This is a genomic window from Nicoliella lavandulae, assembly GCF_037546185.1.
GTDB classification, from domain to species: domain Bacteria; phylum Bacillota; class Bacilli; order Lactobacillales; family Lactobacillaceae; genus Nicoliella; species Nicoliella lavandulae.
In genome coordinates this window covers 253,159-276,890 of record NZ_JAWMWH010000001.1, presented here as the reverse complement: position 1 = coordinate 276,890, position 23,732 = coordinate 253,159, and the positions used below count along the sequence as shown (strand labels likewise).

The window sequence follows — 23,732 nt, the reverse complement described above, 5'->3', positions numbered from 1 at the left end:
TTATTTAACATGAATAAATTTCAATTTAGGAGGTTCCAAAATGACAAAATATAAATTTTCCAGCCGCGTTCCGCTAAGTAATGACAACCCATTTGGTGAGGTGTTGACTGTCGCCAGCAAGCCTAGCATTATTTCATTTGCTGGTGGCTTACCCGCCCCAGAACTATTTCCAGTTGCTCAATTGAAAGCCGTTGCCGACCGCATCTTTGACGATGATGGGCAAAAGGTCCTTCAATACAGCGTCGCGCAGGGGAATTTAAAATTGCGTCAATTAATCGCTGCGTACATGCAAACGCGCGGTTTAACCGAAGATCCTGCTAATATGTTAATTACGACTGGCTCCCAACAGGGCTTAGACGTGATCGCTGAAATGATGATCGACCCTGGTGACAAGGTCATTAGCGAACGGCCCACTTATTTAAGTGCCTTAGACGTCTTTAAGACCTATGGTGCCGAAACCCTTGGCGTTGGCATGGATGCTGATGGGATGAAGATGGATGAATTAGAAGCAACGTTAAAACAAAATCCTGACACTAAAATCGTTTACGTGGTGCCAAACTTCCAAAACCCAACTGGCAATTCAATGTCACTAGCCCGGCGGAAGCGCTTAGTCGAACTAGCCGATGAATATGATTTTATCATCGTCGAAGATGATCCATACGGGGCCATCCGCTATGCTGGCGAAGCAATTGCCCCAATTCGGTCACTAGACGATGCTGGCCGCGTAATCTATACGGGAACGTTCTCTAAGATTTTAGCGCCCGGTTTGCGTTTAGGATGGGCAAGTGCTGATCCTGCATTGATTGCTAAGATGACGCTACTAAAACAATTTGAAGATGTGCATACTGATAACCTCACGCAATGCATTATTGCACGTTACATGCAAGATTATGATATGCAAGCCCACATTGATCAGATTACAGCTGCCTATAAAGAACGAGGCGCTGCAATGATTCAAGCAATTCAAGATTACTTCCCGGCTGAGACTGAATTTACCCGTCCAGAAGGGGGCATGTTCATTTGGGCTAAGCTACCAAAGAACATCGATATCGACCAACTATTTGATGAATGTATTAAACACGACGTGGCATTTGTGCCCGGCGCTCCATTCTTCCCTGACAATCCTGAAGTTAACACAATGCGGTTGAACTATTCCAACCGTTCCGTTGAAGAAATTAAATCAGGGATGAAGACGATGGGGACGGTCATTGCCTCATTAAATCAATAACACCAAAATAAAAAGCCAATCCGTAAATGGATTGGCTTTTTATGTTAGTTTTTACGACTACTGCTGGTTAAATTGTGGTTATTAGCGAAATCAATTAATTGATCAGTAATCCGTTTCTTGTGTTGTGGATATGGCACAATTACGAATTGACCATCAATGATTTGGGCTAGGTAAACTTGTTCAATGGTAAGGTTTTGCTTGTTAACCTGTTCTTCAACCCAAGCATGGTCTTTTTTGAGACGCTCTAGCACGGAATCGTCAACTTTTCCATCAGTAATGATGGGGTATTTGATGGACTCACTACCGTAACCGGTAATGGTCAATTGACCATTTTGTTCGAGTGTCGCGCTCTTAACGTCTTTGAAACTACTGATGTTTTCCAACCGCAGCTTAAATGCAAGGTCGGAAGCAGACATCCCATTCTTCAAGGCATTATCAACAATGATATTTCCGTTCGCAATAATCTTTTGCGGATTCCCGGTTAATATGCGTTTGAAGAAGTCCGATTGTCGAATCAGCAGCTTACTACCGAAGATGATCAATGACCAGATCAACAAGACGATGAAGAATTGGAGTACGGTGATGGCACTATTGTAAATCATCCCCCCGATGATACCCCCTAAAACATAGTTTTGGAGTTGATCAATCGCATTGGAAGGCATTAAATTACCCTTCCCGGAGAGGTTGATTTGAATTACTAACATGATAAATCCAATGATTAGTTTAAATGCAATTTCAACGTACTCATTATTCAAGAAGTTTAAGCTAAAGTGATTAGCAGTGATGTAATTAGGTTGGTTATAAACCAGCGCAGTTGGCGTTAATGTATAACCGCTTTGGTCATTATTAAAGTCAACTTGGTAGTATTGCTTACCAGCCTTAATCGTCATCCCATTTTGCAAGGAGGTCGAATTAGCGTAGACCTCGCTTAGCGGCACGTGCTTTTGCTTACTGATGTTTTTCAACATCGTTGCTGTTTGGCCGGATTGGCTATTACTAGATTGAATATTCGCTAGGTTACTGACCTGTAAACTAGCAAATAAGATGGCCAGAAAACCGAGGAAGATGAAGAAATCACGATACTTCAAGTTCGTCCGGTTTCGCATGTACATCAGACCTAGAATAAAGAATCCAACGACAAAAACGGCCGCAATGATTACCATCCATAAGCCAGCCTTACTAAAGTTTTGGCTTAGGTAGTGATACGAATACAGATTCATTAAACTCACTTCTAACATAAAATATTTTGGATATATGTACATTATAATTGAAATGTATCAAATTTACTACTCGTTCAAATGGGCGAATGTTACAAATGTGACTGAAACCCGATTTTATGTAATCTTTCTTTATTGAATTGAAACCTGACTGCATCCTCGCTGTATCATTGGTTGGCTATAATGAAGTCATTCAATTAATTAAGGAGCGAAACATTCAATTATGACCACTTATTTCAAGCCCCGCTTGCTAGCCGTTTTAACTGCGGTATTATTTGCCACCGTTGCCATCTTTAGCATCAACACCATTTCTGCCAATGCTGATGCAGAAGGTGCCCATCCAGACTATGACAAGATCTATAGCGCCGCTAAGTCTAAATTGGGTTCGCCATATGTATACGGTGCCGTGGGGCCGAATCGATTCGACTGTTCAGGATTCACAAAATACGTTTATAAAAAAGCTAACATTAATATTGCGCGAACTGCGCAAGCTCAATATGATACTACGAAGAAGGTCTCGCGCAAAAACTTACAAAAAGGCGACTTGGTCTACTTCGGCTACAGCAAACGTAGCATCAGCCATGTCGGCATCTATGTCGGCAATGGCAAGATGATCAACGCCCAAAACCGGGGTGTGATCACCGAAAAAATTGATTCCCCCTGGTGGAATACGGTGGGGTATTCCAGAGCTGAATAACAATTGCGACTAGTCATTTAATGGCTAGTCCTTTTTTGTATTTAAGGCCAATATGTTAAAATAGTAACATTAGTAACATAGGAGAGCACAATGGAAAAATTATACTGGGATACAATTAAAATTAATGATAAAAAACTATATTTTACCGTAAATAGTAATGGGTTGAATTTTATTTCGGATGCTGACCAGGGCATCTCACAAATCTATCAATTTTACCCCAAGGGGCAATTCGAGTTTCGCAATCAACGGAAGGTGACCGCGGAATATGTGGATCAATTTGAGGACTTCCTATTAGGAGAAATTAAACAATTTGATCTACCAATCGATATTCAAGAAGCGGGGGATGCTAAGCTGCAACGGGTGTGGCAGTTGATTCAAACGATTCCGTATGGATCCATTATGTCAGTCGCTGAGCTAGCGCAAAAAGCGGGCGTGGATGAAGCCACGGTCAAGCATGCCTTAAAGGAGTCGCCATTGATGATGATCATTCCCGTCCACCGGATTATTTGTGAAGAAAAATTAGACAACGTCGTCCGCGGCGGCTTAGCAATGAAGAGTCAACTACTGGAAATGGAAGCGATCAACGGATTAGATGATATTGAATAGGAGAATGAACATGAAGAAACTATGGGCACTACTTGCTACGATAACGGTTGCAGTTGGGTTAGTCGGCTGTTCGACTAATTCGAATCAATCAGGCAGTCAGCAACAAAGCGCCAAGCGCAGCAGCGTGATTACCGATGATCAACTAAAATCGCTAGACTATCAAAATGGGAGTCAGGCGTTCGTCAACGTTAATAACGGCAAGAGTACGCTGAATCCAAGTGACTGGCAACAAAATAAAGTCAATTACGCTAACTTAGATAATTTGAACCGCACTTCTGCCGGGAACACGGCCTACTTAGAACAACGCAACGTTGCTAACGATAGTTTACGGACCCGCCAAACGTTTTATCCGACCGGCTGGCACCAAAAATTCGTGAACAACGATGCCATCGTGAACCGGGGGCACTTGATTGCATATAGTCTCTCCAAGGGAATCAGTCAAAACGGGACGTATCAACCTAACCAAACATCGGGGGATCAAAATAACCCGAAGAACTTATTTACCCAATCTGCATTCAGTAACCAAAAGGTGCAAACAATTTATGAGACAATGGTTCGTAACGCTTTACGGGATAACAAAAAGGTCATCTATCAGGTCCAACCAATCTTTCGGGGCCAAGACCTGATGGCCCGTGGAGTACACATTCAAGCCATTTCGACCGACCGGAAGTTAAACTTCAACGTCTACCTGTTTAACGTCCAACCGGGCATTAAATTTGACTATGCTACGGGGCGTTCGAAGATCGACCACACCATGAACGTACCAACGCCGGCCAATGCACCACGATACAACAGTAGCCACCGCAGTCACTCGGGAGTGGGCACTGCACTGGGTGCATACGGGGCTTATAAAGCCTATCAACACCATAAGCAACGCCAACAATATCGGGAAGAACGGCGTAACTTTACGACGCATCGGAGTACGTTCCGTAGTCACTACCGACGCTAAAATAGTTTGTGTACAAAATAATTGACTTATTCTCAAAAAGCGTTAGGATTAAGAGTGTAATTTTAAAAAGGGGGATTCATTCATGAAAATGGTAATTACTGATGCAGCAAAGGCAAAGATTGATCAAGTTTTCAATAGCAATGATAAGTTACTATTGAGCTTAGACGACGGGGTAGGTCCCTTCTCAGACGAAGGTTCTTGTTCAGTTGATACATCATTCGACCTAGTTGTTGTAAATGCTGATTTAGATACCCCGGATTACGATAAAGCCATTGATAGTAACATGGGTCCGGTTTACTACAAGGGTTATTCAGGACAATATATTGATGATCCGGGCCTCAAGCTCGATGTTCAATTTAACCAATTAACGTTGAAAAACGATTCTGGGTTGATTGACTCCGGGGTTGCTCTACTTGATCGCACCACGCCTAAACAATAATTTGCAAACGAACTGTCTTTGAATCAAAGGCGGTTTTTTTGTTGCCAAATTATAAGTCGCTTGAGTATAATTCACTTTCAATCGTTGATACAATAAACATTAGTTAATTAAATCGAAGGAGGCAATTTACATGTCAAGAATTTTTGTTGTGGGGGCTCATGGTCACGTGGGTCGCTTAATCGTATCGAAGTTATCCCAAGCTGGCGACCAAGTCTTTGCTGGCTTTCGGGATGATCGTCAATTTACGACGGTCGCTAACTTAGCGCACGTAACGCCGGTTAAATTTGACCTAACGGAAAGTCCAGAAGCTATTGCGCAGGTCTTTACCGACCACGAAATCGATACAATCGTCTTTAGTGCTGGTTCCGGTGGTAATACTGGTGACGACATGACGTTATTGATCGACTTAGACGGGGCCATCAAGACGATGGATGCGGCTAAGCAAGCTGGCGTTAAGCGCTACGTAATGGTCAGTGCCGCTGGTGCGGATAACCGGGCTTTTTGGCCTCAAACGGGTGAATTACACCCATACTACGTGGCTAAACACTATGCTGACCGTGCATTAAAGGCCAGTGACTTAGACTACACCATCATTCGGCCAACCACGCTTAGTAACGATGCTGGCACTGGCAAGATTGCCGTTGACAGTGACCACATTGGCGGTTCCATTCCTCGTGACGACGTAGCATCCACTGTCGTGGCAGTCCTTGCGAACCCAGCTACTAAACGCAAGATTTACCAAATTACGAGTGGGGACGATCCCATTAACAACGTTTTTCAAGTTGAGTAGTTGATAGACTTGTGTTAAAGTTATTCTATAAATATTATTGGAACGAAACGACGTCCTAGTTCATCGACCGATGGCCAGGGCGCTTTGTTATGTTATGGGAGTTACAATCTATGATTACAGTTAGTGATATGGGACTTCATTTCTCCGGCAAGAAGCTCTACGAAAACGTTAATTTAAAGTTCACGCCCGGTAATTGTTACGGGGTGATTGGTGCCAATGGTGCTGGTAAATCAACTTTTTTGAAGTTGCTTGAAGGCGAATTAGAACCCACCAGCGGTAATATCTCAATTGGTGAAAATGAACGGATGTCTAGTTTAAATCAAGATCACTACGCATTCGAAGAATTCACCGTATTAGATACCGTAATTCAAGGCTACAAAAAGCTTTATGACATCATGAAGGAAAAGGATGCGCTTTATGCGAAGCCTGACTTCTCCGATGAAGATGGGGTCCGCGCCGCTGAATTAGAAAGTGAATTTGCGGAAATGGACGGTTGGAACGCTGATTCTGAAGCGTCCCAATTACTCCAAAGCATGGGGATTCCAGAATCCATGCACAATTTAAAGATGAGTGAATTAACGGAAGGCCAAAAGGTGAAGGTCTTATTAGCCCAAGCGTTATTTGGGAAACCAGATATCTTGCTATTGGACGAACCAACCAACGGACTAGATAACCACACGGTCGAATGGCTCCAAGACTTCTTAGCCGACTACCCTAACATCGTGATCGTGGTCTCTCATGACCGGTACTTCTTAAACCAAGTATGTACGATGATGTGTGATGTGGACTTCCAAAAGATTCAAATGTACGTTGGAAACTACGACTTCTGGCTCAAGTCCAGTCAATTAGCCACTAAGATGAAGTCCGATGCCAACGCCAAGAAGGAAGATCAAATCAAGGAATTAAAGGAATTTATCGCGCGGTTCAGTGCGAATGCTTCCAAGTCCAAGCAAGCAACTTCGCGGAAGAAGCAATTGGACAAGATTACCTTAGATGACATCAAGCCATCTTCACGGAAGTACCCATTCATCAGCTTTGATAAGGAACGCGACTTAGGGAACGACTTACTTCGCGTGGATAAAGTCTCAAAGACCATCGATGGCGTTAAGATCTTAGATAACGTGACCTTTACGTTACGGCCTGGCGAAAAGACGGCCTTGATCAGTCGCAATGACTTGGCTACGACAACGTTAATGCAAATTATCTCCGGGGAACTCGAACCCGATTCTGGTTCCGTTACCTGGGGCCAAACTACGAAGCGGTCATATCTCCCTAAGAACTTCAATGCTGAATTTGATGGCGTTGACTTAACGATCATGGATTGGTTACGTCAATACGCCCAAAAGGATGAAAGTGACAATACCTTCATCCGCGGGTTCTTAGGCCGGATGTTATTCTCAGGGGATGCCGTCGAAAAGAAGGTCAACGTGCTCTCCGGAGGTGAAAAAGTGCGTTGTATGTTATCCAAGATGATGTTGCAAAAGGCCAACGTCCTCTTATTTGATGACCCTACGAACCACTTGGATATGGAATCAATTACCGCGTTGAACGATAGTTTGATTGCATACCCTAGTTCAATCATCTTTACTTCTCACGACCACCAGTTCATTCAAACGATTGCTGATCACATTATCGAAATTTCTGATAAGGGCATCGTAGAACGGGCCGAAACGAAGTACGATGACTTCTTAAATAACGCAGACATTCAAAAACAAGTTGCAAAACTTTACTAATAACTAACGGGATTGGCAATTGGAGCCAGTCCCGTTTTAGTTTATACTGAATGCATGGAGTTGATGAAGATGAAACGAAAATGGCAACTATGGCTGGCAATCGTTTTGTTCGTGGTCGGGATCGGATTAATTAGTTTAGAACCGATCAAGACGATGTTAGTGGCGACCTACCGGCCTACGATTACCCGCCAAGCAGTCGAACATAACCAAGCTCAGGCCAAGCGTGCGGATTATAACATGAACCAAGTTAAAGCGGTGACGATGAATCAAGTCATCAACGCCCGCTTGCATGCCAAGAACGTAAAGCTAGTCGGGCAAATGTTAGTGCCATCAGTGGGACTACACTTACCAATCGGCCTCGGTGTCGATAACGAAACGCTAATGCTGGCTGCTGGGACGATGCGCGCGGATCAAAAAATGGGGCAGGGTAACTATGCGTTAGCCGGCCACCATATGATCAACAAACAGGCATTATTTTCGCCGTTGTACGTAAAGGGAAAAGTGGGGATGAAGGTCTATTTGACCGACATGCACAAAGTCTATGAATACCAGATTACGCAACGCAAGATCATCAGTCCCTACGCCGTTCAAGTAGTGGATAACACCAAGCAGGCGTTGATTACGCTGATCACGTGTAACGACAGTGGTAGCAAGCGCCTATTGCTGCGGGGGAAGTTAGTCCACACCACCAGCATCAAGCACGCCCCAGCGGCAGTAATTAAACAGTTGCATCAAAAAACGAACAACTACAACGTATTAGCGGGGTACTAAAAAATTGCGTTGAAATTGTTTTGTAATTTCCTTAAGATAATGCTATATTTATTATATAAATCTTAAGGAGATGTACATACCATGAAATTAAAGAAGACATTATTAGTAAGTTTACTTGCTGCTAGTTTGGCAGCCCCCGTGGCCTACGGCGTGATCAATGACGGTCAAAACCAAGTAACGGTTAACGCCGCTAAGCACCACAAGAAGAAGACCACTAAGAAGAAAGCTGCTAAGAAAACGACTAAGAAGCACCACAAGAAAGCTAAGCATGCTAAGAAGACTACTACTACGACGACCACTACCACCACGACTTCCAGTAGTGCTACTAGTGCCCAACCAGAAGTGAAGAAGACGGCTGTCCAAACGCAAACGACCACGACAACTAGTACGCCTGCTACTACCCAAGCTACTAGTTCCGTTAACGCCGCTCAAGTTTACAACAACGCGGTAGCTTCATTAGGTCAATACGCTAACCCAGGTAACATGACTTCATACACTGTTGGGGATGGTACTCGTTTCAACGATAGTGATGTTAACCAAAACATTAAGAACGCCATCAATGACATGGTTAACAACATGGGAAGCACTGATCAATACGATGCCCAAAACTACGGTAACTCAGCTGTGCAAGCATTTGCTCAACAATCATTAGCTTTATACCAAGGTTTCAAGGGTTACTTCTCTAGTTATGACAATGATAACTTAACTAGTACCATTAATGCCGTTCAACAAAATGCCGTGAACGCCAAGAGTTCTAGCGCTGATGTTAACAACGAATGGAACTTAATCATTAACTTCTTAAACGGATTAAGTAATGCATTTAGCAAGTTAGGTTAATATCAAACTAAAAAAATACGTCGACTAATTAGTCGGCGTATTTTTTTTGCAAATTATTATCTGAGATGACGCTCAATAAGAAAACGGTTATTTAACAAAGAAACTCTTGAGCCCGGTAATGTATTTATTACCAGCGATTTTGATAACGGAAGAGTTATCAGATGTAATGATGGACTTCACGGATAAAGTGGTGCCCTTCTTAATTTTACTTACCCGGTACTTCTTATTCAAGGTCTGACGACTATAAGTGTAGAGGGTCTTTTTAGTTTTAACCTTCTTAAAACTAACGTCAAATGAATAATAATACTTGTTATTGTAGTTATTATTAGCTACTTGCAAGGCTTTTTCAGCTTGGTTGACTTGCTTTTTAGCCTGCTTGATGGCTGAGGCAGTCTTAGCTTGCTTTAATGCTTGATTAGCACTGGATAATTGATCTTCAGCGCCAGTGACTGGATCATCGGCATAACTAGATTGGTTATCATCATGGATGCTGCTGGTAGCGTCACTAGCGGAACTGCTGCTAGCACTGGATGCGCTACTGCTGGTGGCAGATGAACTAGTAGCAGCACTGGATGCTGATGCAGAAGTGGCTGAACTAGAATCACTGAAATTAGGGTTAGCAGCATAACGTGCCATGAATGCAGCGGAAGTGACGCTGTTGGTAGCTGCTGATAGTGATGATAGTAATCCCGTAATGCCGTTTAAGGCTGCAAAGGCATTGGAGTTGGCAGTGCTAGCTTGCGTTGCGGCACTGGAAGCAGCTTGAAGTGAGCCCCCGGTCGATAGGGCGAGACTAGCGTAAACGTTTGCGGTACTGACCTGGGCACTAGCATCTTGGGCCATCGAGTTATACGCGTTCGCCATATTAGCGTAGTAGTTAACGGATGATTGATAGGCGTTAACGGAGTTAGCGTATGAACTAGCCGTGGAATTAACGCTAGCCGCTGATTTAGCAGCATTATATTCAGATGTGGCCTTGCTAGCAAAGCTGTTCACCATGGAATTGTAGCTACTGGTTTGTTCGGCAGCATTCGCGATACCACCAGTTACGGCTTGAATAGCAGTGGAGTATGCAGCCACTTCACTGGTGCTATCTGATGCAGCGGCACTAGCTGTTGAACTAGCACTCGATGAAGTCGCCGCACTAGTGGTAGTAGCGGCGTGGGCAGTGGTACTAACGACGCCACCCATTCCTAACAATGCAATGGTGGAAATGGCGACCCATTGCTTTTTAACTTTATGGAGAACTTTACGTTCGGTTGGTTGTTTTTTCATATTAAGGCCCCTTTAATATTTATTAGATCGATATAGTTAATTTATAACATAATCATTGTGCTTTTACTATTAATTTAATGATATTGACTCGTTTTAAATATTACAAACATATTACACAAAAGTTAAAAAAATGTTTCATTTATTATATACTTAGTATCATAACAATAAAGAATATCAATATATTTACAACGATTTATTAATACACAAGATAAAAAAGGTGCTAAAAGTTTTCATACAAAATAATTGAACTTTTATACTCATAGAATATAATTGCATTAGTTGGTCTTCTTGTTAGGCATCCCCTTATCCTTTTTAATGAAAAAATGTTATCATTTTTACACAATGTATTGAATCAAATTTATTATAAAGCAATTCGTTACTAACCCACTAGTGACGAATATTAAGTTTAATAAGAACACTGACTACAGGGGGGAATCCAATTGCTGTTTTGGATTCTCTTTTAATTTACATAAGGATTTTTAAAGGGATCTAAATTTAAAGGACAATTTGCGCAAAACGGTTTATAATTAGTGCATATTTATTTATAAGAACAAGCAAGGGGGAAAAGGGATGCTTAAAACTAAGATGAATATTGCCGACGCATATCTTAAATTAGTGGCCAAGAATTCGATCTTAAACGTAAGTAATGATGCAATTATTGATGCATCCGGCGTTTCACGCGGGACCTTTTATAACAACTTTACCGATCAAAAGGATATTTTAGACTATGTCCAAGTCAAAGTGAACGAACGCTTGGTCAATCAAATTGATGATTACTTCACTAAGTTTCCAATTGAACAAACGAGTCCGGGCCAGGCCATCTTAGTGATGTCTGAAGTATTCGTGCCAGCTATCTATGAACAACGGGAAATGATTAGTTTATTGAACCGGTGTGATTTAAACCACCTTTGGGAAAAGTCACTCAAAAAAGAATGTGCCAAGTTCGTAGCCCCAATGGTCGAACACTTTAAGGATTCAAACATTGATTATTCACTGTTGATCAGCTTTGCGATGATTATTATCGAATCATGGATCACAGATGACCAACCCACGGATGCCCAGGAATTTAAATCAACATTTTGTAACCTTTATAAAAAGACCATTAACGGACTATTGTAGAATTGAGGAAAGAGAAGCTGCCTATGACAAGATCAAAAACCAAAATTGTAAACGCCTTTTTATTTTTAATTAATCAGAAGTCGATTTTTCAAATTACCAGTGGTGAGATTATTAAGCAAGCGGGAATTGCGAAGGGGACTTATTACCATAACTTCCATACAAAGATGGATATCTTGCGATACTATGAATCGAATTTGACCCATGCCATCGTGGATAGTTTTATCACCCGCTACCGTAAGCTAGGAAAACCAGAACTAACGTCGGATGTCTTTATCGATATCTTTGCCGATGCGGTGATTCCCATCATCTATGAAAACCGGGATCAAGTGCGGGTATTGATCAGCAGTGACGTTGATGAAATCTGGAGTCACTATTTAGAAGCCCATTACGTACGGGTCTTAAAGAAGCTATTCCCCGAAGATAAGGACTTTAACCTCTTGTTGTTCATCAAGTATGTACACTTAATCGTTTCATACTGGATCTCTAGTTTAATCCCAATGGATCAACGCGACTTCAAGAAGAAATTAAAGAACTCACTTAACTCCCAAGTGATTGAAATGCTAAAAAAATAGAGTTGCTGGACAAGTTCAGTCCAACAACTCTATTTTTTTAGCATTTGGCATTGCGCATTAATTTGACGTAGCCATAGATTAAGATGATTTCAATGACGGATAGTCCGACTTCGATGGTGGTATTAATACCATTTGAGAAGAAACGGGTCAAAAAAGCATAGTGAACCAAGATCAAAACGGCGACGACGACTAGGGCAATGCGGAAGAAATTAAGCTTACTCATGAAAGCACCTACCTCAATTAGAATTTAGTTTCATTATACACGATTATTGATCTTGGTGGGCGTGCCATAAGTCGAGTAACCGCTGGCGTAATACCTGATCGTGGGCAAAGATGTAGAGACCTTTAATACCACGCTTCATTAAGACGTTCACGGAATTTAAGACTAACCGTTGCTTGATGGCGGCGAATTCTTTAGGGTCGGTGATATCAGAGCGTCGCTTGAGTGATTCGACATCGGTGAACTTAGTGAGGTCGACTTCTAATTGGTCCTGGTCATTGATCTTGATTGGTGGACCTAAGATAACGCCGACGTAGTTCAAATCAAAGCCTTGGCAGGTGAACATGGAGCCGACTTCATTGATGGTGGCCGGAATTTCGGGCCAGGGGGTTTGAGTATAGTTGTATTGGTCCCATGGCATTTTGAAATCACCTTCTACGATGTAGTGCTTGCCACCATCTAACGTTGATGGATAACCAGAAGTCGACACGATGCGGGATATCCCGACTTCTTGGTTACGTTTGACGATCAATTGGCGCATTGCTTCGGCATCATCGAAGATGCGAAAGTCGTAGCCTGGCCCACATTGCTTTGGGATGGGTGTTAATTGCCCATCTGTAAATGTGTTGATCCATTTAACCAGTTCCGGACTAGCGTTCATGCGAAACTGATGGGTCAAGTGATATTCGCCCACGGTGTATGGGGCGATGAGTTTTTTCAGCCGCGCATCGGTCCAAAAGCTCTTGGTCCTAAGCACTTGGCGGTGGTCAAAGACTAGGATGGTAACTTGGGAGCTGTTAATGATTTCTTGGAGTTGGTTATCCTGATAGAAATTATTATAGGCATCACGGCGCGATAGTAATAGGTGGGCTTCGTCGATGATGGTAATGTCGGCGTGACCATCGTTTTTATTCATCTGATTAATAAATGAGGTCGGCCGTTGGAAGTTCTTTTTTAAAACGTGGGTTTCTTGGCCGGCGATTTGTTTGTATACTTTGAGGATTTCGGGATGGTTAACTAAAAAGTAGTTGTGGGTACCAGCAAGAGGCCCGCTTTTTGAACTGGCTAGTTGTTGGAAGTCATAGAATAACTGACTTAAGATAACACTTTTGCCAGTCCCCGCATCACCATAAATCACATAGACGGCATGCTTTTGATCATGCAGGTGAGTAATTGTAAATTGTTGAATGTTATTTAACATTGTTTGTTGCTCTGAAGTTAGTTGTTGATTGCCAGCAATTAATTTTTGTACTGTTGAGTTTTTCATTCTTATCTCCCGCAATTCAAAGTATTTATATTTTATTATACTCATATATTATTGATATTTTAACATTAAGAGGTTTTAAATATTCTTTATGTTAAATAATTTGAGTATATTTTATGGACAAATATGAAAATAGTGTTATCATTAATGTGTAATTATAAATTGATTACATATTTGTTTAAATTTTATGGAGGCGTGTTTACATGAAAAAAGATAATTACAAAGAACACTATCGTCTATACAAATCTGGTAAAAAATGGTTAGCCGCAATGATCATGACTGGTGCAGTTGTATCAGTTGGTGCTGTTGCTGCTACTAACAACGGTGGAGCAAACGTTCCATTTGCTGTTACTGCTCATGCTGATGATACTAATGCTCAAACAACTGCAAAAACTGCGGCAAGTAATGCTGCAAGTGCAGCATCAAGTGTTGCAGTAATTGCATCAAGTGAAGCAACTATTGCATCGAACAATGCTTCTAACGTACAAAATAGTTCAGCTTACTCTAGTGCTGTATCAGCATATAATTCTGCAAGTTCTGCATATGCTAGTTATGTATCAACATACAATTCTGCAAGTGCTGCATTTACGAGTGCTAGTGGGACTTCTCTTGAGTCTAATGGTAGTATCAGTTCCAATCTTAATGATGCATCGGGTAATGTAAATGCTGCATCAAGTACTTTCAGTTCTGCAAGTACTGCAAACTCAAACGCTGTTGCTGATTCTATTAATTCATCTAATTCATCTGTAGCAACAAATGCAGCAAACGCAGCATCTAATGCTGCACAATCCGCATCAAGTGCTGTTTCTACTGGAAATAGTGATGCTTTTGTTTCTGCAAGTGCTGCTTATTCATCAGCTGCTACTGCATACACTACTGCAAGTAATGCATTATCAAAATCTAATTCATCTGTAGCTGCTAATGATTCTAGTACTTTTAATACAGCCTCAGGTATTTTCTCAACTGCAAATTCAAATCATGTTAAGGCTGTTCTTGCAAATGGTAATCAATACTACTACGCAGCATCTACTTCTAGTTCATCAACTACTTCAAGTTCTTCTAGTAACTCAACTGATAGCCAAGTTTCATCAGCTCAAATTGCTACTAATACTTCAAAGGCTGCATCATCATCTGCAACCACTTCATCATCTGCTAGTTCAAGTGTAGCAACTTCATCATCAGCTTCAACTACTTCTAGTGCTGCATCATCAGCTACTTCAAGTGCATCAGAAACTAAGAGTTCTGCTGCTACTTCTAAGAAGACAAAGAAAGAAACTAAGAAGGAAAAAGCTAAGAAGGCTGAAAAGAAAGCTAAGGCTGCTTTAACTAAGGCTAAGAAGGAAGCTAAGAAAGCTAAGACCAAGAAGGCTAAGGCTAAGGCTGCTAAGAAGGTTAAGGCTGCTGAAAAGAAATACACTGCAGCTAAGAAAGCTGTTAAGAAAGCTTAATATTAACCTTTTCAATTATTAATTAATATAGTTAATACTTTTTGTAAGAGTAATTGGCATTCGCCAGTTACTTTTTTTATTTATTTATTATTTATTTGTAATTTGATAATGCTGCTTTAAATAAGGCTAAACGTGAAGCTAAAAAGGCTAGATCTAAGCGGGCTAAAGCTAAGTCAGCCAAGCGCCTTAAAGCTGCTGAAAAGAAATATAGTGCAGCTAAAAAAGCTGCTAAGAAAGCATCTGCATAAATCTTAAGTTAATTTATAATCAAAAAGAGCAACTGAAATCATAATTCATGATTCAGCTGCTCTTTTTTTCTTTACTATATATAATGATACAAAACTAAAGGGATCCACGCTTTTGACTAGCCGTTGGTCCCTTTAGTTTTATTTGGTTAATTCTTCAATTAATTTATGAATGGCACTAACGTAACGGTCAAGCCGGCCCTTAGCCTTAGCTTCAGATTGATCATTTACCCCTACATAAAACTTAACCTTAGGTTCGGTTCCAGAAGGGCGAATGGTAATCCATGAACCATCAGCTAACCAGTATTTCAATACATTTGAGGTTGGCATGTCGATGGCTTCAGTCTTACCATCATCGTAAGTCCGTACGGCAGTTTGGAAATCTTCGATGAAGTCCACGTGTTCACCAGCAAACTCAGTCATTGGATCATTACGTAAACTATCCATAATGGCAGCCATCTTTTGCTTACCATCTAGTCCTTCAAATAGCTTGGAAATGGTTTCTTCTTCAAAGTAGCCGTATTGCGTGTACATTTCTTGCAATCCATCGTATAGCGTCATCCCCCGGTCCTTGTAGTAAGCTGCCACTTCAGCCAACATCATGGTGGACTGAATGGCATCCTTATCACGAACGAATGGACGAATCAAGTAACCATAGCTTTCTTCAAAGCCAAATTGGAAGCTGTGTTGACCACTTTCTTCAAATTGCTTAATTTGTTCAGCAATGTATTTGAATCCAGTTAAGACGTTCTTAGTATCAACGCCGTAGTGTTCAGCAATCTTAGTTGCTAGTTCAGTTGAAACAATCGATTTAACGATGATGCCATTTTCAGGAAGCACCCCCTTAGCTTGCTTGGCCTGTAAAATGTAGTTCAACATCACGCTTGCGATTTGATTTCCGGTCATGAGCTTGTATTCACCATCTGGTTGGCGGACCGCGGCCCCTAATCGGTCGGCATCTGGATCAGTTTCAATTAAGATGTCAGCACCCACTTGCTTACCTTGCTTAATTGCAAGGTCAAATGCTTCCCGATATTCAGGATTTGGGTGGGGCGTCGTTGGAAATTCAGGATCGGCAATCGTTTGTTCAGTTACCATCTCAAAGTTTTTAAAACCAGCTGTTGATAGAGCGCGCCGGCCAATGATTTTACCAGCACCGTGCAGGGGGGAATAAACAAATTTTAAATCTTTACCAACGCGGTCAATTAAATCTTTGTCGATGTTAACCTTTTTGGCTTCGGCAAGGTATGCTAAGTCGATATCTTCACCCACGACTCTGAGTAGCTTTGCTTCACGTAACTTACTGATATCAGCAATTTTAATTGCGAATAGGTCGTTAGCTTGATGCGCGGATTCTGTAATAATGGCAGATTCCTTTGGTGGCATTTGACCACCGTCTTCACCGTAGATTTTAAATCCATTGTATTGCTTTGGGTTATGGGAAGCAGTGATCATGATCCCAGCGTACGTGTGTAAATGCCGAACGGCAAATGATAGTTCTGGTACGGGCCGAATATCATCCACGATAAAGGATTTAATCCCATGTGCGCCTAACACTTGGGCTGCGTTATAGGCAAATTCGCGTGAGCCATACCGGGGGTCAAAACTAATTGCGACCCCACGTTGCTTAGTCGCTGGATCTAATTGGTCCATTAACATTGCTAGGCCTTCTGCTGCTTGGCGAACCGTGTAAATGTTCATCCGGTTTAACCCTGCACCAATGATGCCCCGCATCCCCGCCGTTCCAAACGATAGGGTCGCGCCAAATGCATCTTCGATTTGATCGTCATGACCAGCCATGGCTTCTAATTCACGCATTAAATTGGCAGGCATATCTGGTTCTGCCATCCATTGCTTGTAGGTTGATTCAATTTTTTTGTCCATAATTAATTCCCCTTTGAATGGAATATTGATTCGATATAATATGTAGCGATATCTTTACATATTGAATTAGGGCATTTCCTAATCCCACTTCAAATTATAATTCAATCCTTGAATTTAAGTCAATTCAGGATTTTTAACTTAATAAAAAATAGGGCATATTTAATGAGCCTTAAACATTTGCGCAAAATAGATGTTACAAAAATAATTATGTATCACATCATAAAAGGCAACTTAATATTCCGCAAAGATTATAGTAAATGGGCGTTTTCATGTTATAATATGTCGTTGTCAATTAAATTTGCAAAATTTATTTGGCGCTCATTGATGATTGAGATATGATTAATATTGAAACATCAAATCCCGTTGTATCAATTTGGATACGATGACAAAAGGATATTAAGGAGATATTATGAGTACTTTTTCAATTATGGCTACCGCTAAGGCTGTTCCAGACAAAGTGGTAACTAATGATGATCTTGCTCAAATAATGGATACTTCTGATGAATGGATTAGCCGCCGGACTGGCATCAAGCGCCGCCATGTGGTGACCGATGAGACCAATACCTCGCTTGCGACAAACGTAGCTAAGCAATTATTAGCGAAGACCCACGTTAGCCCAGAGGAGATTGATTTTATCATCGTTGCTACCATGTCAGGTGATTACATGATGCCATCTACGGCCGCTGCAGTGCAGGGTCAAATTCAGGCCAATCGGGCCATGGCATTTGACATCAGTGCTGCGTGTTCTGGCTTTTCCTACGGGTTGGATGTGATGCATTCGCTAATGGCTACGCATCCTAATTCAACCGGTTTATTAATCGGAAGTGAAGCATTAAGTAAGCTCATTGATTGGCACGACCGGACGACCGCCGTATTATTCGGGGATGGTGCTGGGGGCGTCTTAGTCACGAATCGTGACAATGACGTAAATGGCCAATTCTTGGGCAGTCAGCTTGATGCTTATGGCGCTGACGGGGATGCCCTGACGATGGGGCACATTGCCAATCAATCCCCATTTGTGACGGTGGATGACAAGGCTGATTTACCCCTTCATATGGATGGACATCGGGTCTTTGACTTCGCAATTCGTAAAGTGCCAGCATCCATTCAAGCAGCAGCTGATCAAGCTCACCTTAAGTTATCCGATGTGGACTTTTTTATTTTACATCAAGCTAACCAACGTATCGTAAAGAGCGTGGCACGTAAGATGAAATTACCATTTGATGACCGGTTCCCAATTAATATTGATGAATACGGGAACACATCCGCTGCAAGTGAAGCAATCCTATTAGCTGAGCTAGTGGAAGATGGTAAAATTAAACGTGGGGACATTCTGGCAATGTCCGGCTTCGGTGGCGGTTTAACGACCGGGACCGTATTGCTTAAATACTAGAATTTTAAATTTATTTGGAGAGTGAATATATTATGGCAGACAAGAACGCAATTTTCGACAAGATCAAATCAATCGTGGAAGACCAAACTGATGATGTAAAGGCTGACGACATCAAGTTAGACACTAACTTTAAGGAAGACTTAGACTTAGATAGTTTAGATATCTTCGAAATCATCGATGAATTAGAAGATGAATACGATATCGAAATCGACAGTGACAACGACATGTCAACGGTTCAACAATTAGTTGATTACGTTGCTGGTCAAGTTGACGACGCTGACTAATTAGCTTTTTCTTCATTAGGAGGGTTTAAACTTTGAATCTCTGTTATTTATTTAGTGGCCAAGGCAGTCAGTTTGCAAACATGGGTCAAGACTTGTATCAGGCCGAACCGCTTTACAAACAAACGGTGGATGAAGCATCAGATGTATTGAATTTAAACCTAGCCGATCCTAAAAATTTTGATGATCCAGCAAACGTTCAAGTTGCGATTTTAACCATGAGCACTGGAATTGCGCGTCTATTAGACGCCGATTTACCAATGCCCAAAGCAATGTTTGGACTCAGTCTGGGAGAGTATAGTGCTTTGGTATCTGCTAAAGCACTTTCTTTTCAATCTGGACTAAAATTAGTTCGGGATCGTTCTAGGTATATGGATGCCGCTGGTCAAACTAATCCGGGCGCAATGGCAGCAGTGCTAAACTTAGCACCAGAAGTAGTTGCTCAAGTGTGTGCGGACATTGATGGTGTGTATCCAGCTAATTTCAACACGAGCAAGCAAACCGTAATCGGCGGGACTGCTCAAGCAGTTGAACAAGCCAGTGCGGTATTAAAAGACAAGGGGGCTAAGCGAGTGGTGCCAATCAAAGTGGCCGTCGCTTCACACACCCCATTGATGCAACCAGCTAGTGATCAACTAGCTAAACGCCTTGAAACGGTTGACTTTGCTGAACCAGCCACCACCGTGATGAGTAATACTTTGGAAGCACCATTCACTAAGGCTAATTTAAAGTCCACCTTAGTTGAACAGTTGGTGCGACCAACTCATTTCATGGGTGACGTTCAAGCTGTCGATGCAATGGGCATCGATGCCTTTGTTGAAATCGGTCCTGGCAATACCCTAAGCAAGCTGGCTAAAAAGACTGCTAAAAAACCAACTTTCAATGTTGAAAGTGTCGATACGTTAAATGATTTTAGAGCCAAGTTGGAGGAATTCTAATTATGACAGACAAACGCATCATTTTAGTTACTGGTGGAACCAAGGGAATTGGGTTAGCAACCGCTAAGTTATTAGCTGAAAACCCAGATAACTTCGTTGTGGTAAATGCCCACAACGCCCTTGGTAGCGAAAAGACCGCTGAATTAAAGCAACAATTTGCTAATGACATTGATGTGGTCATCGGTGACGTTGCCAAAGAAGAAGACGCTAAGCGCATGATCGATACCATCGTTGAACGCCATGGGACGATTGATGGCTTGATCAATAATGCCGGAATCACCCAAGATAAGTTATTAACGCGGATGGGTACGGATTCCTTTGAAGCCGTTTTACGCACAAACTTAGTCGGTGCATTTAACATGACGAAGTTTGCCATGAAGATCATGCAAAAGAAGCGGACGGGTAGCATTGTGAACCTATCCAGTATTTCCGGTACCCACGGAAACATTGGACAAGCTAACTACTCTGCAAGTAAAGCCGGTTTAATTGGCTTGACTAAGACTACGGCTCAAGAAGGCGCCCTCCGCGGGATTCGTTGTAATGCGATTGCACCTGGGATGGTTAAGTCGGCCATGACCGATAAGCTTAGTGGCCGCAATGCTGAAAAGTGGGAAAAACAAATTCCATTAGGTCGATTTGGAACCCCAGAAGACATTGCTGATGGAATCAAGTTCCTAATGGAAAATAGTTACATTACCGGTCAAGTACTCACCCTTGATGGTGGCTTGACAATTTAAGGAAGCATAGGAGTTTTTTAATTATGGATGAACAAGATGTTGAACGACTGATCGATAAGTTCGATCAATCCAATTTAACTGAATTACGAATCGATGGTCAAATTTACTTCAGTAAGCTTGACCATCCCCAACAGGTAGTGGCTCAACCAACTGGCAATAATGCCCAACCAGCTGCCAATCCAGCAGCACCACAAAAGGCTGCTACTGCTAATAATGAAGGGGCACAGATCAAGGCACCACTAGTTGGGATCGTCTACTTTGCCCCTAGTCCAGATAAGCCCGTCTTCAAAGAGGTTGGCGACCACGTTAAAAAGGGTGAAACGGTCTGTGTGATCGAAGCCATGAAGGTTATCAACGACGTGAAGAGTCCGGTATCTGGAACCATTACGAAACAACTGGTTTCCGATGGTGAAATGGTTGAATACGATCAACCCATCTTTGCGATCGAGGAGGACTAAGGCGTGAGTTTTGAAGTTGATAAATATATCCCACAACGCTACCCATTTCAAATGATCGATCGAATCGAAGAAGTGCGGCCGGGTGAGGGATCCAAAGCAACAAAATACTTAACGATTAACGAATGGTTCTTCCAAGGGCAATCAAATCCCGTAATGCCACGGCCAATCGTGCTAGAATGTCTAGCACAAACGGGCGTGGTATCGTTGTTATCAATGCCTGAATATAAAGGACGCAACGTCTTCTTTGGGGGCATCAAGGATGCTGAATACAAAGATGACTTTCGCCCCGGCGATGAACTATCGTTATCAGTTGAAATGACTAAGTTAAAACGCCAAATTGGGGTAGGTCACGGTACCGTTACGCGCAATGGCGAAGTAATTTGTACTGCTGACCTAGTCTTTGCGATTGAATAACAAAGGATGGTTAGATGTTTAAGAAAGTATTGATTGCGAACCGTGGTGAAATCGCGGTGCAAATTATTCGGTCCTTACGTGAAATGGACATCCGATCAGTTGCTGTATATTCAACTGCTGACAAGGATAGCCTCTTTGTCAAGCTTGCCGATGAAGCAGTTTGTATCGGGGGCTATCAAGCTAGTGAATCATACTTAAATATGCCGGCCATCATTGATACCGCCATATTAACCGGTTGTGATGCAATTCACCCAGGGTATGGATTCTTATCCGAAAATGCCGAATTTGCCGAACTATGTGAAAAGTGCCACATCAAATTTATCGGCCCTAGTTCTAAGGTCATTGATTTGATGGGGAATAAAGCGCATGCTAAGGCAACCATGAAAAAAGCGGGTGTGCCCACTATTCCCGGTAGTGATGGCGCAGTTAAAACGGTGGATGAAGCCATCAAAGCTGCGAATCAAATTGGGTATCCCGTGATGCTAAAGGCCGCTGCTGGTGGGGGTGGCAAGGGAATCCGTAAAATCGTTGATGACGATGCAATGCGTGATATCTACCCCACGACCCAGCGTGAAATCAGACTTTCCTTTGATGATGATACCCTCTATTTGGAAAAGGACTTAAGCGATGCCAAGCACATTGAAATGCAAGCAATTGCAGATCAACAGGGCCACATCGTGTACTTCCCCGAACGGGATTGTTCGCTCCAACGGGGCCATCAAAAGATCATCGAAGAAAGTCCTTGTATGCTAGTGAGTCAAGAACAACGCGACTACCTCGGTTCACTCGTGGTCAAAGCGATGAAGGAAATTGGCTATGAAAATACCGGGACGATTGAATTTCTATTGGACGAACGCAATATGCAGTTCTACTTCATGGAAATGAACACGCGGCTTCAAGTTGAACACACCGTAACGGAAGAAGTCGCTGGCGTCGAGCTCATTAAGTCACAAATTATGGTGGCGGCAGGCGAACCATTGCCTTACGACCAAGCTGATTGTGCACCGAAGGGCTTTGCCATCGAATGTCGGATTAATGCTGAAAACCCAGCAACGGGCTTTACGCCATCGCCTGGTAAGATCAAAGCATTACGCTTCCCATTCGGAACTAAGGGGGTCCGTTTGGATGTGGGCGTCGAAGCTGGTGATACGATTTCACCGTTCTACGACTCGATGATTGCTAAAATCATTGTCCACATGCCAACCAAGGCCCAAGCCGTTAATAAGATGCGGCGGGTCGTAAAGGAATTTAAGATTGAAGGGGTTCATACCAATCAACAATTCCTCTACGACTTATTAGATGATGAACACTTCAAAGCAAGTGACTTCAATAATGTTTATATTGAGAATTCTTTCTTGAAAGCGTGGTTGAATAAAAATGACCCAACCAAATAATGCGCAATCAACTGATTACCAAGCGCGGATGGACCAAATTCCAGACCACTTATTTGTCAAATGTCCAATTTGTGGCAGTAGTTTTTATTCTAAGAAGCTTGGTAAGTACAACGAATGTCCTGAGTGTCACTACGGATTTCGGATTGGGGCCCAAAAACGGATTGCATTGATTTGTGATCCTGATTCGTTCGAAGAAATGGATGCGCACATCAAGGCCCCTGACCGCTTTAGCGGTGATGCCAAGTACATGGGTAAGTTGCAAAAAGCACGGCAGACGACCGACTTAGATGAAAGTGTCTTGACGGGCATTGGGACCATTGACGGGCACAAAGTCGGCATTGGCGTGATGGATGCGCGCTTCATCATGGGGAGTCTAGGGACTGCCACTGGTGAAAAGATTACCCGCTTATTTGAAAAGTGTACGTTAGAAGACCTTCCCGTTATCATGTTCACCGCCTCTGGGGGTGCACGGATGCAAGAAGGGATTAATTCATTGATGCAAATGGCAAAGGTTTCAGCAGCCGTAGCTGATCACAGTGATAAAGGCTTATTATACATAAGCGTTTTGACCGACCCAACTACCGGCGGGGTAACCGCCAGTTTCGCAATGGAAGGTGACATCATGATCAGTGAACCCCATGCATTAATTGGGTTCGCTGGTCGGCGGGTCATCGAAAAAACGATTCAACAAGTCCCACCCAAGGACTTTCAACGAGCTGAGACACTACTTAAAAACGGGTTCTTGGACCAAATTGTCCGGCGCCCGGCTTTAAAGCAATACTTAGCTAAAATGTTGGCTTGGAACTAATGAAGGAGGACTAAT

At 42.4% G+C, this 23,732-nt stretch carries 24 protein-coding genes and 1 pseudogene; 20 read left to right on the top strand and 5 right to left on the bottom strand.

Going from position 1 to position 23,732, the window contains the following annotated elements; translation table 11 throughout:
• Positions 1-40 precede the first annotated feature (40 nt).
• On the top strand, positions 41-1,228 hold the full coding sequence (locus tag R4146_RS01285) for an aminotransferase-like domain-containing protein (protein ID WP_339959662.1): 1,188 nt from the start codon (positions 41-43) through the stop codon (positions 1,226-1,228).
• A gap of 44 nt (positions 1,229-1,272) precedes the next feature.
• Here R4146_RS01285 and R4146_RS01280 read toward each other — a convergent pair whose 3' ends face one another.
• Positions 1,273-2,448 carry a DUF3290 family protein gene (locus R4146_RS01280; protein ID WP_339959661.1) on the bottom strand — a complete coding sequence of 392 codons (1,176 nt, stop codon included), beginning with the start codon at positions 2,446-2,448 and terminating at the stop codon, positions 1,273-1,275.
• 220 nt (positions 2,449-2,668) lie between these two features.
• Here R4146_RS01280 and R4146_RS01275 point away from each other — a divergent pair, with 220 nt between their 5' ends.
• The 8 genes and pseudogenes from R4146_RS01275 to R4146_RS01240 all read left to right on the top strand — a co-directional run bounded on the left by R4146_RS01275 (position 2,669) and on the right by R4146_RS01240 (position 9,267).
• A complete protein-coding gene (locus R4146_RS01275) occupies positions 2,669-3,142 on the top strand; it encodes a C40 family peptidase (RefSeq protein ID WP_339959660.1) in 474 nt (157 codons plus the stop codon).
• A gap of 90 nt (positions 3,143-3,232) precedes the next feature.
• The gene (locus tag R4146_RS01270; protein ID WP_339959659.1) at positions 3,233-3,748 is read left to right on the top strand and encodes a methylated-DNA--[protein]-cysteine S-methyltransferase; all 516 of its coding nucleotides are present in this window, start codon (positions 3,233-3,235) and stop codon (positions 3,746-3,748) included.
• A gap of 4 nt (positions 3,749-3,752) precedes the next feature.
• Positions 3,753-4,514, top strand: a pseudogene (locus R4146_RS01265) (DNA/RNA non-specific endonuclease); the annotation flags it as partial.
• A gap of 265 nt (positions 4,515-4,779) precedes the next feature.
• Positions 4,780-5,136 (top strand): iron-sulfur cluster biosynthesis family protein, encoded by a 357-nt coding sequence (locus tag R4146_RS01260; protein WP_339959658.1) that lies wholly within the window; start codon positions 4,780-4,782, stop codon positions 5,134-5,136.
• 130 nt (positions 5,137-5,266) lie between these two features.
• Positions 5,267-5,926 carry an SDR family oxidoreductase gene (locus R4146_RS01255; RefSeq protein WP_339959657.1) on the top strand — a complete coding sequence of 220 codons (660 nt, stop codon included), beginning with the start codon at positions 5,267-5,269 and terminating at the stop codon, positions 5,924-5,926.
• 110 nt (positions 5,927-6,036) lie between these two features.
• Entirely contained in the window at positions 6,037-7,659 is a 1,623-nt protein-coding gene (locus tag R4146_RS01250; protein WP_339959656.1) for an ABC-F family ATP-binding cassette domain-containing protein, read from the top strand.
• 69 nt (positions 7,660-7,728) lie between these two features.
• On the top strand, positions 7,729-8,430 hold the full coding sequence (locus tag R4146_RS01245; RefSeq protein ID WP_339959655.1) for a class A sortase: 702 nt from the start codon (positions 7,729-7,731) through the stop codon (positions 8,428-8,430).
• Positions 8,431-8,511: 81 nt separating this feature from the next.
• Complete coding sequence (locus R4146_RS01240) at positions 8,512-9,267, top strand: hypothetical protein (protein WP_339959654.1); 756 nt, start codon at positions 8,512-8,514, stop codon at positions 9,265-9,267.
• Positions 9,268-9,354: 87 nt separating this feature from the next.
• Here the strand turns inward: R4146_RS01240 and R4146_RS01235 are convergent, their stop codons facing one another.
• Positions 9,355-10,542 carry a DUF5776 domain-containing protein gene (locus R4146_RS01235; protein ID WP_339959653.1) on the bottom strand — a complete coding sequence of 396 codons (1,188 nt, stop codon included), beginning with the start codon at positions 10,540-10,542 and terminating at the stop codon, positions 9,355-9,357.
• A gap of 570 nt (positions 10,543-11,112) precedes the next feature.
• Between R4146_RS01235 and R4146_RS01230 the strand changes: the two genes are divergently transcribed.
• Together R4146_RS01230 and R4146_RS01225 are read left to right on the top strand one after the other, a co-directional pair.
• The gene (locus R4146_RS01230) at positions 11,113-11,661 is read left to right on the top strand and encodes a TetR/AcrR family transcriptional regulator (RefSeq protein WP_339959652.1); all 549 of its coding nucleotides are present in this window, start codon (positions 11,113-11,115) and stop codon (positions 11,659-11,661) included.
• A 23-nt stretch (positions 11,662-11,684) separates the two neighbouring features.
• Entirely contained in the window at positions 11,685-12,233 is a 549-nt protein-coding gene (locus R4146_RS01225; RefSeq protein ID WP_339959651.1) for a TetR/AcrR family transcriptional regulator, read from the top strand.
• 37 nt (positions 12,234-12,270) lie between these two features.
• On the opposite strand, the gene R4146_RS01220 is transcribed toward R4146_RS01225, so the two are convergent.
• Positions 12,271-12,456: a hypothetical protein gene (locus tag R4146_RS01220; protein WP_339959650.1), complete on the bottom strand. Its 186-nt coding sequence runs from the start codon at positions 12,454-12,456 to the stop codon at positions 12,271-12,273.
• A 43-nt stretch (positions 12,457-12,499) separates the two neighbouring features.
• A complete protein-coding gene (locus R4146_RS01215; protein ID WP_339959649.1) occupies positions 12,500-13,720 on the bottom strand; it encodes a DUF2075 domain-containing protein in 1,221 nt (406 codons plus the stop codon).
• A 200-nt stretch (positions 13,721-13,920) separates the two neighbouring features.
• On the opposite strand from R4146_RS01215, the gene R4146_RS01210 reads away from it, so the two are divergent.
• Entirely contained in the window at positions 13,921-15,165 is a 1,245-nt protein-coding gene (locus R4146_RS01210) for a KxYKxGKxW signal peptide domain-containing protein (protein ID WP_339959648.1), read from the top strand.
• Positions 15,166-15,551: 386 nt separating this feature from the next.
• On the opposite strand, the gene R4146_RS01205 is transcribed toward R4146_RS01210, so the two are convergent.
• Positions 15,552-17,294 carry a phospho-sugar mutase gene (locus tag R4146_RS01205; protein ID WP_339959647.1) on the bottom strand — a complete coding sequence of 581 codons (1,743 nt, stop codon included), beginning with the start codon at positions 17,292-17,294 and terminating at the stop codon, positions 15,552-15,554.
• A gap of 409 nt (positions 17,295-17,703) precedes the next feature.
• Between R4146_RS01205 and R4146_RS01200 the strand changes: the two genes are divergently transcribed.
• The 8 genes from R4146_RS01200 to accD are packed head-to-tail and all read left to right on the top strand — an operon-like array spanning position 17,704 to position 23,717.
• A complete protein-coding gene (locus R4146_RS01200) occupies positions 17,704-18,687 on the top strand; it encodes a beta-ketoacyl-ACP synthase III (RefSeq protein ID WP_339959646.1) in 984 nt (327 codons plus the stop codon).
• Positions 18,688-18,719: 32 nt separating this feature from the next.
• On the top strand, positions 18,720-18,971 hold the full coding sequence (locus R4146_RS01195; RefSeq protein WP_339959645.1) for an acyl carrier protein: 252 nt from the start codon (positions 18,720-18,722) through the stop codon (positions 18,969-18,971).
• A gap of 32 nt (positions 18,972-19,003) precedes the next feature.
• Positions 19,004-19,906, top strand: a complete 903-nt coding sequence (locus tag R4146_RS01190) for an ACP S-malonyltransferase (protein WP_339959644.1) — start codon at positions 19,004-19,006, stop codon at positions 19,904-19,906.
• Positions 19,907-19,908: 2 nt separating this feature from the next.
• The gene (gene fabG, locus R4146_RS01185) at positions 19,909-20,643 is read left to right on the top strand and encodes a 3-oxoacyl-ACP reductase FabG (protein WP_339959643.1); all 735 of its coding nucleotides are present in this window, start codon (positions 19,909-19,911) and stop codon (positions 20,641-20,643) included.
• Between the two features lie 23 nt (positions 20,644-20,666).
• Positions 20,667-21,101 carry an acetyl-CoA carboxylase biotin carboxyl carrier protein gene (locus R4146_RS01180; RefSeq protein ID WP_339959642.1) on the top strand — a complete coding sequence of 145 codons (435 nt, stop codon included), beginning with the start codon at positions 20,667-20,669 and terminating at the stop codon, positions 21,099-21,101.
• Positions 21,102-21,104: 3 nt separating this feature from the next.
• Positions 21,105-21,515 (top strand): 3-hydroxyacyl-ACP dehydratase FabZ family protein, encoded by a 411-nt coding sequence (locus R4146_RS01175; RefSeq protein ID WP_339959641.1) that lies wholly within the window; start codon positions 21,105-21,107, stop codon positions 21,513-21,515.
• Positions 21,516-21,529: 14 nt separating this feature from the next.
• A complete protein-coding gene (locus R4146_RS01170) occupies positions 21,530-22,909 on the top strand; it encodes an acetyl-CoA carboxylase biotin carboxylase subunit (RefSeq protein WP_339959640.1) in 1,380 nt (459 codons plus the stop codon).
• Positions 22,893-23,717, top strand: a complete 825-nt coding sequence (accD, locus tag R4146_RS01165) for an acetyl-CoA carboxylase, carboxyltransferase subunit beta (protein WP_339959638.1) — start codon at positions 22,893-22,895, stop codon at positions 23,715-23,717. The genes R4146_RS01170 and accD overlap by 17 nt, the downstream gene beginning before the upstream one ends.
• The last annotated feature ends 15 nt before the right edge of the window (positions 23,718-23,732 follow it).

What these genes read in the sequence shown, in the direction of transcription:
- R4146_RS01285 (WP_339959662.1), top strand. Translation starts at nt 41, where the DNA reads ATGACAAAATATAAATTTTCCAGCCGCGTTCCGCTAAGTAATGACAAC.
- R4146_RS01280 (WP_339959661.1), bottom strand. Translation starts at nt 2,448, where the DNA reads ATGAATCTGTATTCGTATCACTACCTAAGCCAAAACTTTAGTAAGGCT.
- R4146_RS01275 (WP_339959660.1), top strand. Translation starts at nt 2,669, where the DNA reads ATGACCACTTATTTCAAGCCCCGCTTGCTAGCCGTTTTAACTGCGGTA.
- R4146_RS01270 (WP_339959659.1), top strand. Translation starts at nt 3,233, where the DNA reads ATGGAAAAATTATACTGGGATACAATTAAAATTAATGATAAAAAACTA.
- R4146_RS01260 (WP_339959658.1), top strand. Translation starts at nt 4,780, where the DNA reads ATGAAAATGGTAATTACTGATGCAGCAAAGGCAAAGATTGATCAAGTT.
- R4146_RS01255 (WP_339959657.1), top strand. Translation starts at nt 5,267, where the DNA reads ATGTCAAGAATTTTTGTTGTGGGGGCTCATGGTCACGTGGGTCGCTTA.
- R4146_RS01250 (WP_339959656.1), top strand. Translation starts at nt 6,037, where the DNA reads ATGATTACAGTTAGTGATATGGGACTTCATTTCTCCGGCAAGAAGCTC.
- R4146_RS01245 (WP_339959655.1), top strand. Translation starts at nt 7,729, where the DNA reads ATGAAACGAAAATGGCAACTATGGCTGGCAATCGTTTTGTTCGTGGTC.
- R4146_RS01240 (WP_339959654.1), top strand. Translation starts at nt 8,512, where the DNA reads ATGAAATTAAAGAAGACATTATTAGTAAGTTTACTTGCTGCTAGTTTG.
- R4146_RS01235 (WP_339959653.1), bottom strand. Translation starts at nt 10,542, where the DNA reads ATGAAAAAACAACCAACCGAACGTAAAGTTCTCCATAAAGTTAAAAAG.
- R4146_RS01230 (WP_339959652.1), top strand. Translation starts at nt 11,113, where the DNA reads ATGCTTAAAACTAAGATGAATATTGCCGACGCATATCTTAAATTAGTG.
- R4146_RS01225 (WP_339959651.1), top strand. Translation starts at nt 11,685, where the DNA reads ATGACAAGATCAAAAACCAAAATTGTAAACGCCTTTTTATTTTTAATT.
- R4146_RS01220 (WP_339959650.1), bottom strand. Translation starts at nt 12,456, where the DNA reads ATGAGTAAGCTTAATTTCTTCCGCATTGCCCTAGTCGTCGTCGCCGTT.
- R4146_RS01215 (WP_339959649.1), bottom strand. Translation starts at nt 13,720, where the DNA reads ATGAAAAACTCAACAGTACAAAAATTAATTGCTGGCAATCAACAACTA.
- R4146_RS01210 (WP_339959648.1), top strand. Translation starts at nt 13,921, where the DNA reads ATGAAAAAAGATAATTACAAAGAACACTATCGTCTATACAAATCTGGT.
- R4146_RS01205 (WP_339959647.1), bottom strand. Translation starts at nt 17,294, where the DNA reads ATGGACAAAAAAATTGAATCAACCTACAAGCAATGGATGGCAGAACCA.
- R4146_RS01200 (WP_339959646.1), top strand. Translation starts at nt 17,704, where the DNA reads ATGAGTACTTTTTCAATTATGGCTACCGCTAAGGCTGTTCCAGACAAA.
- R4146_RS01195 (WP_339959645.1), top strand. Translation starts at nt 18,720, where the DNA reads ATGGCAGACAAGAACGCAATTTTCGACAAGATCAAATCAATCGTGGAA.
- fabG (WP_339959643.1), top strand. Translation starts at nt 19,909, where the DNA reads ATGACAGACAAACGCATCATTTTAGTTACTGGTGGAACCAAGGGAATT.
- R4146_RS01180 (WP_339959642.1), top strand. Translation starts at nt 20,667, where the DNA reads ATGGATGAACAAGATGTTGAACGACTGATCGATAAGTTCGATCAATCC.
- R4146_RS01170 (WP_339959640.1), top strand. Translation starts at nt 21,530, where the DNA reads ATGTTTAAGAAAGTATTGATTGCGAACCGTGGTGAAATCGCGGTGCAA.
- accD (WP_339959638.1), top strand. Translation starts at nt 22,893, where the DNA reads ATGACCCAACCAAATAATGCGCAATCAACTGATTACCAAGCGCGGATG.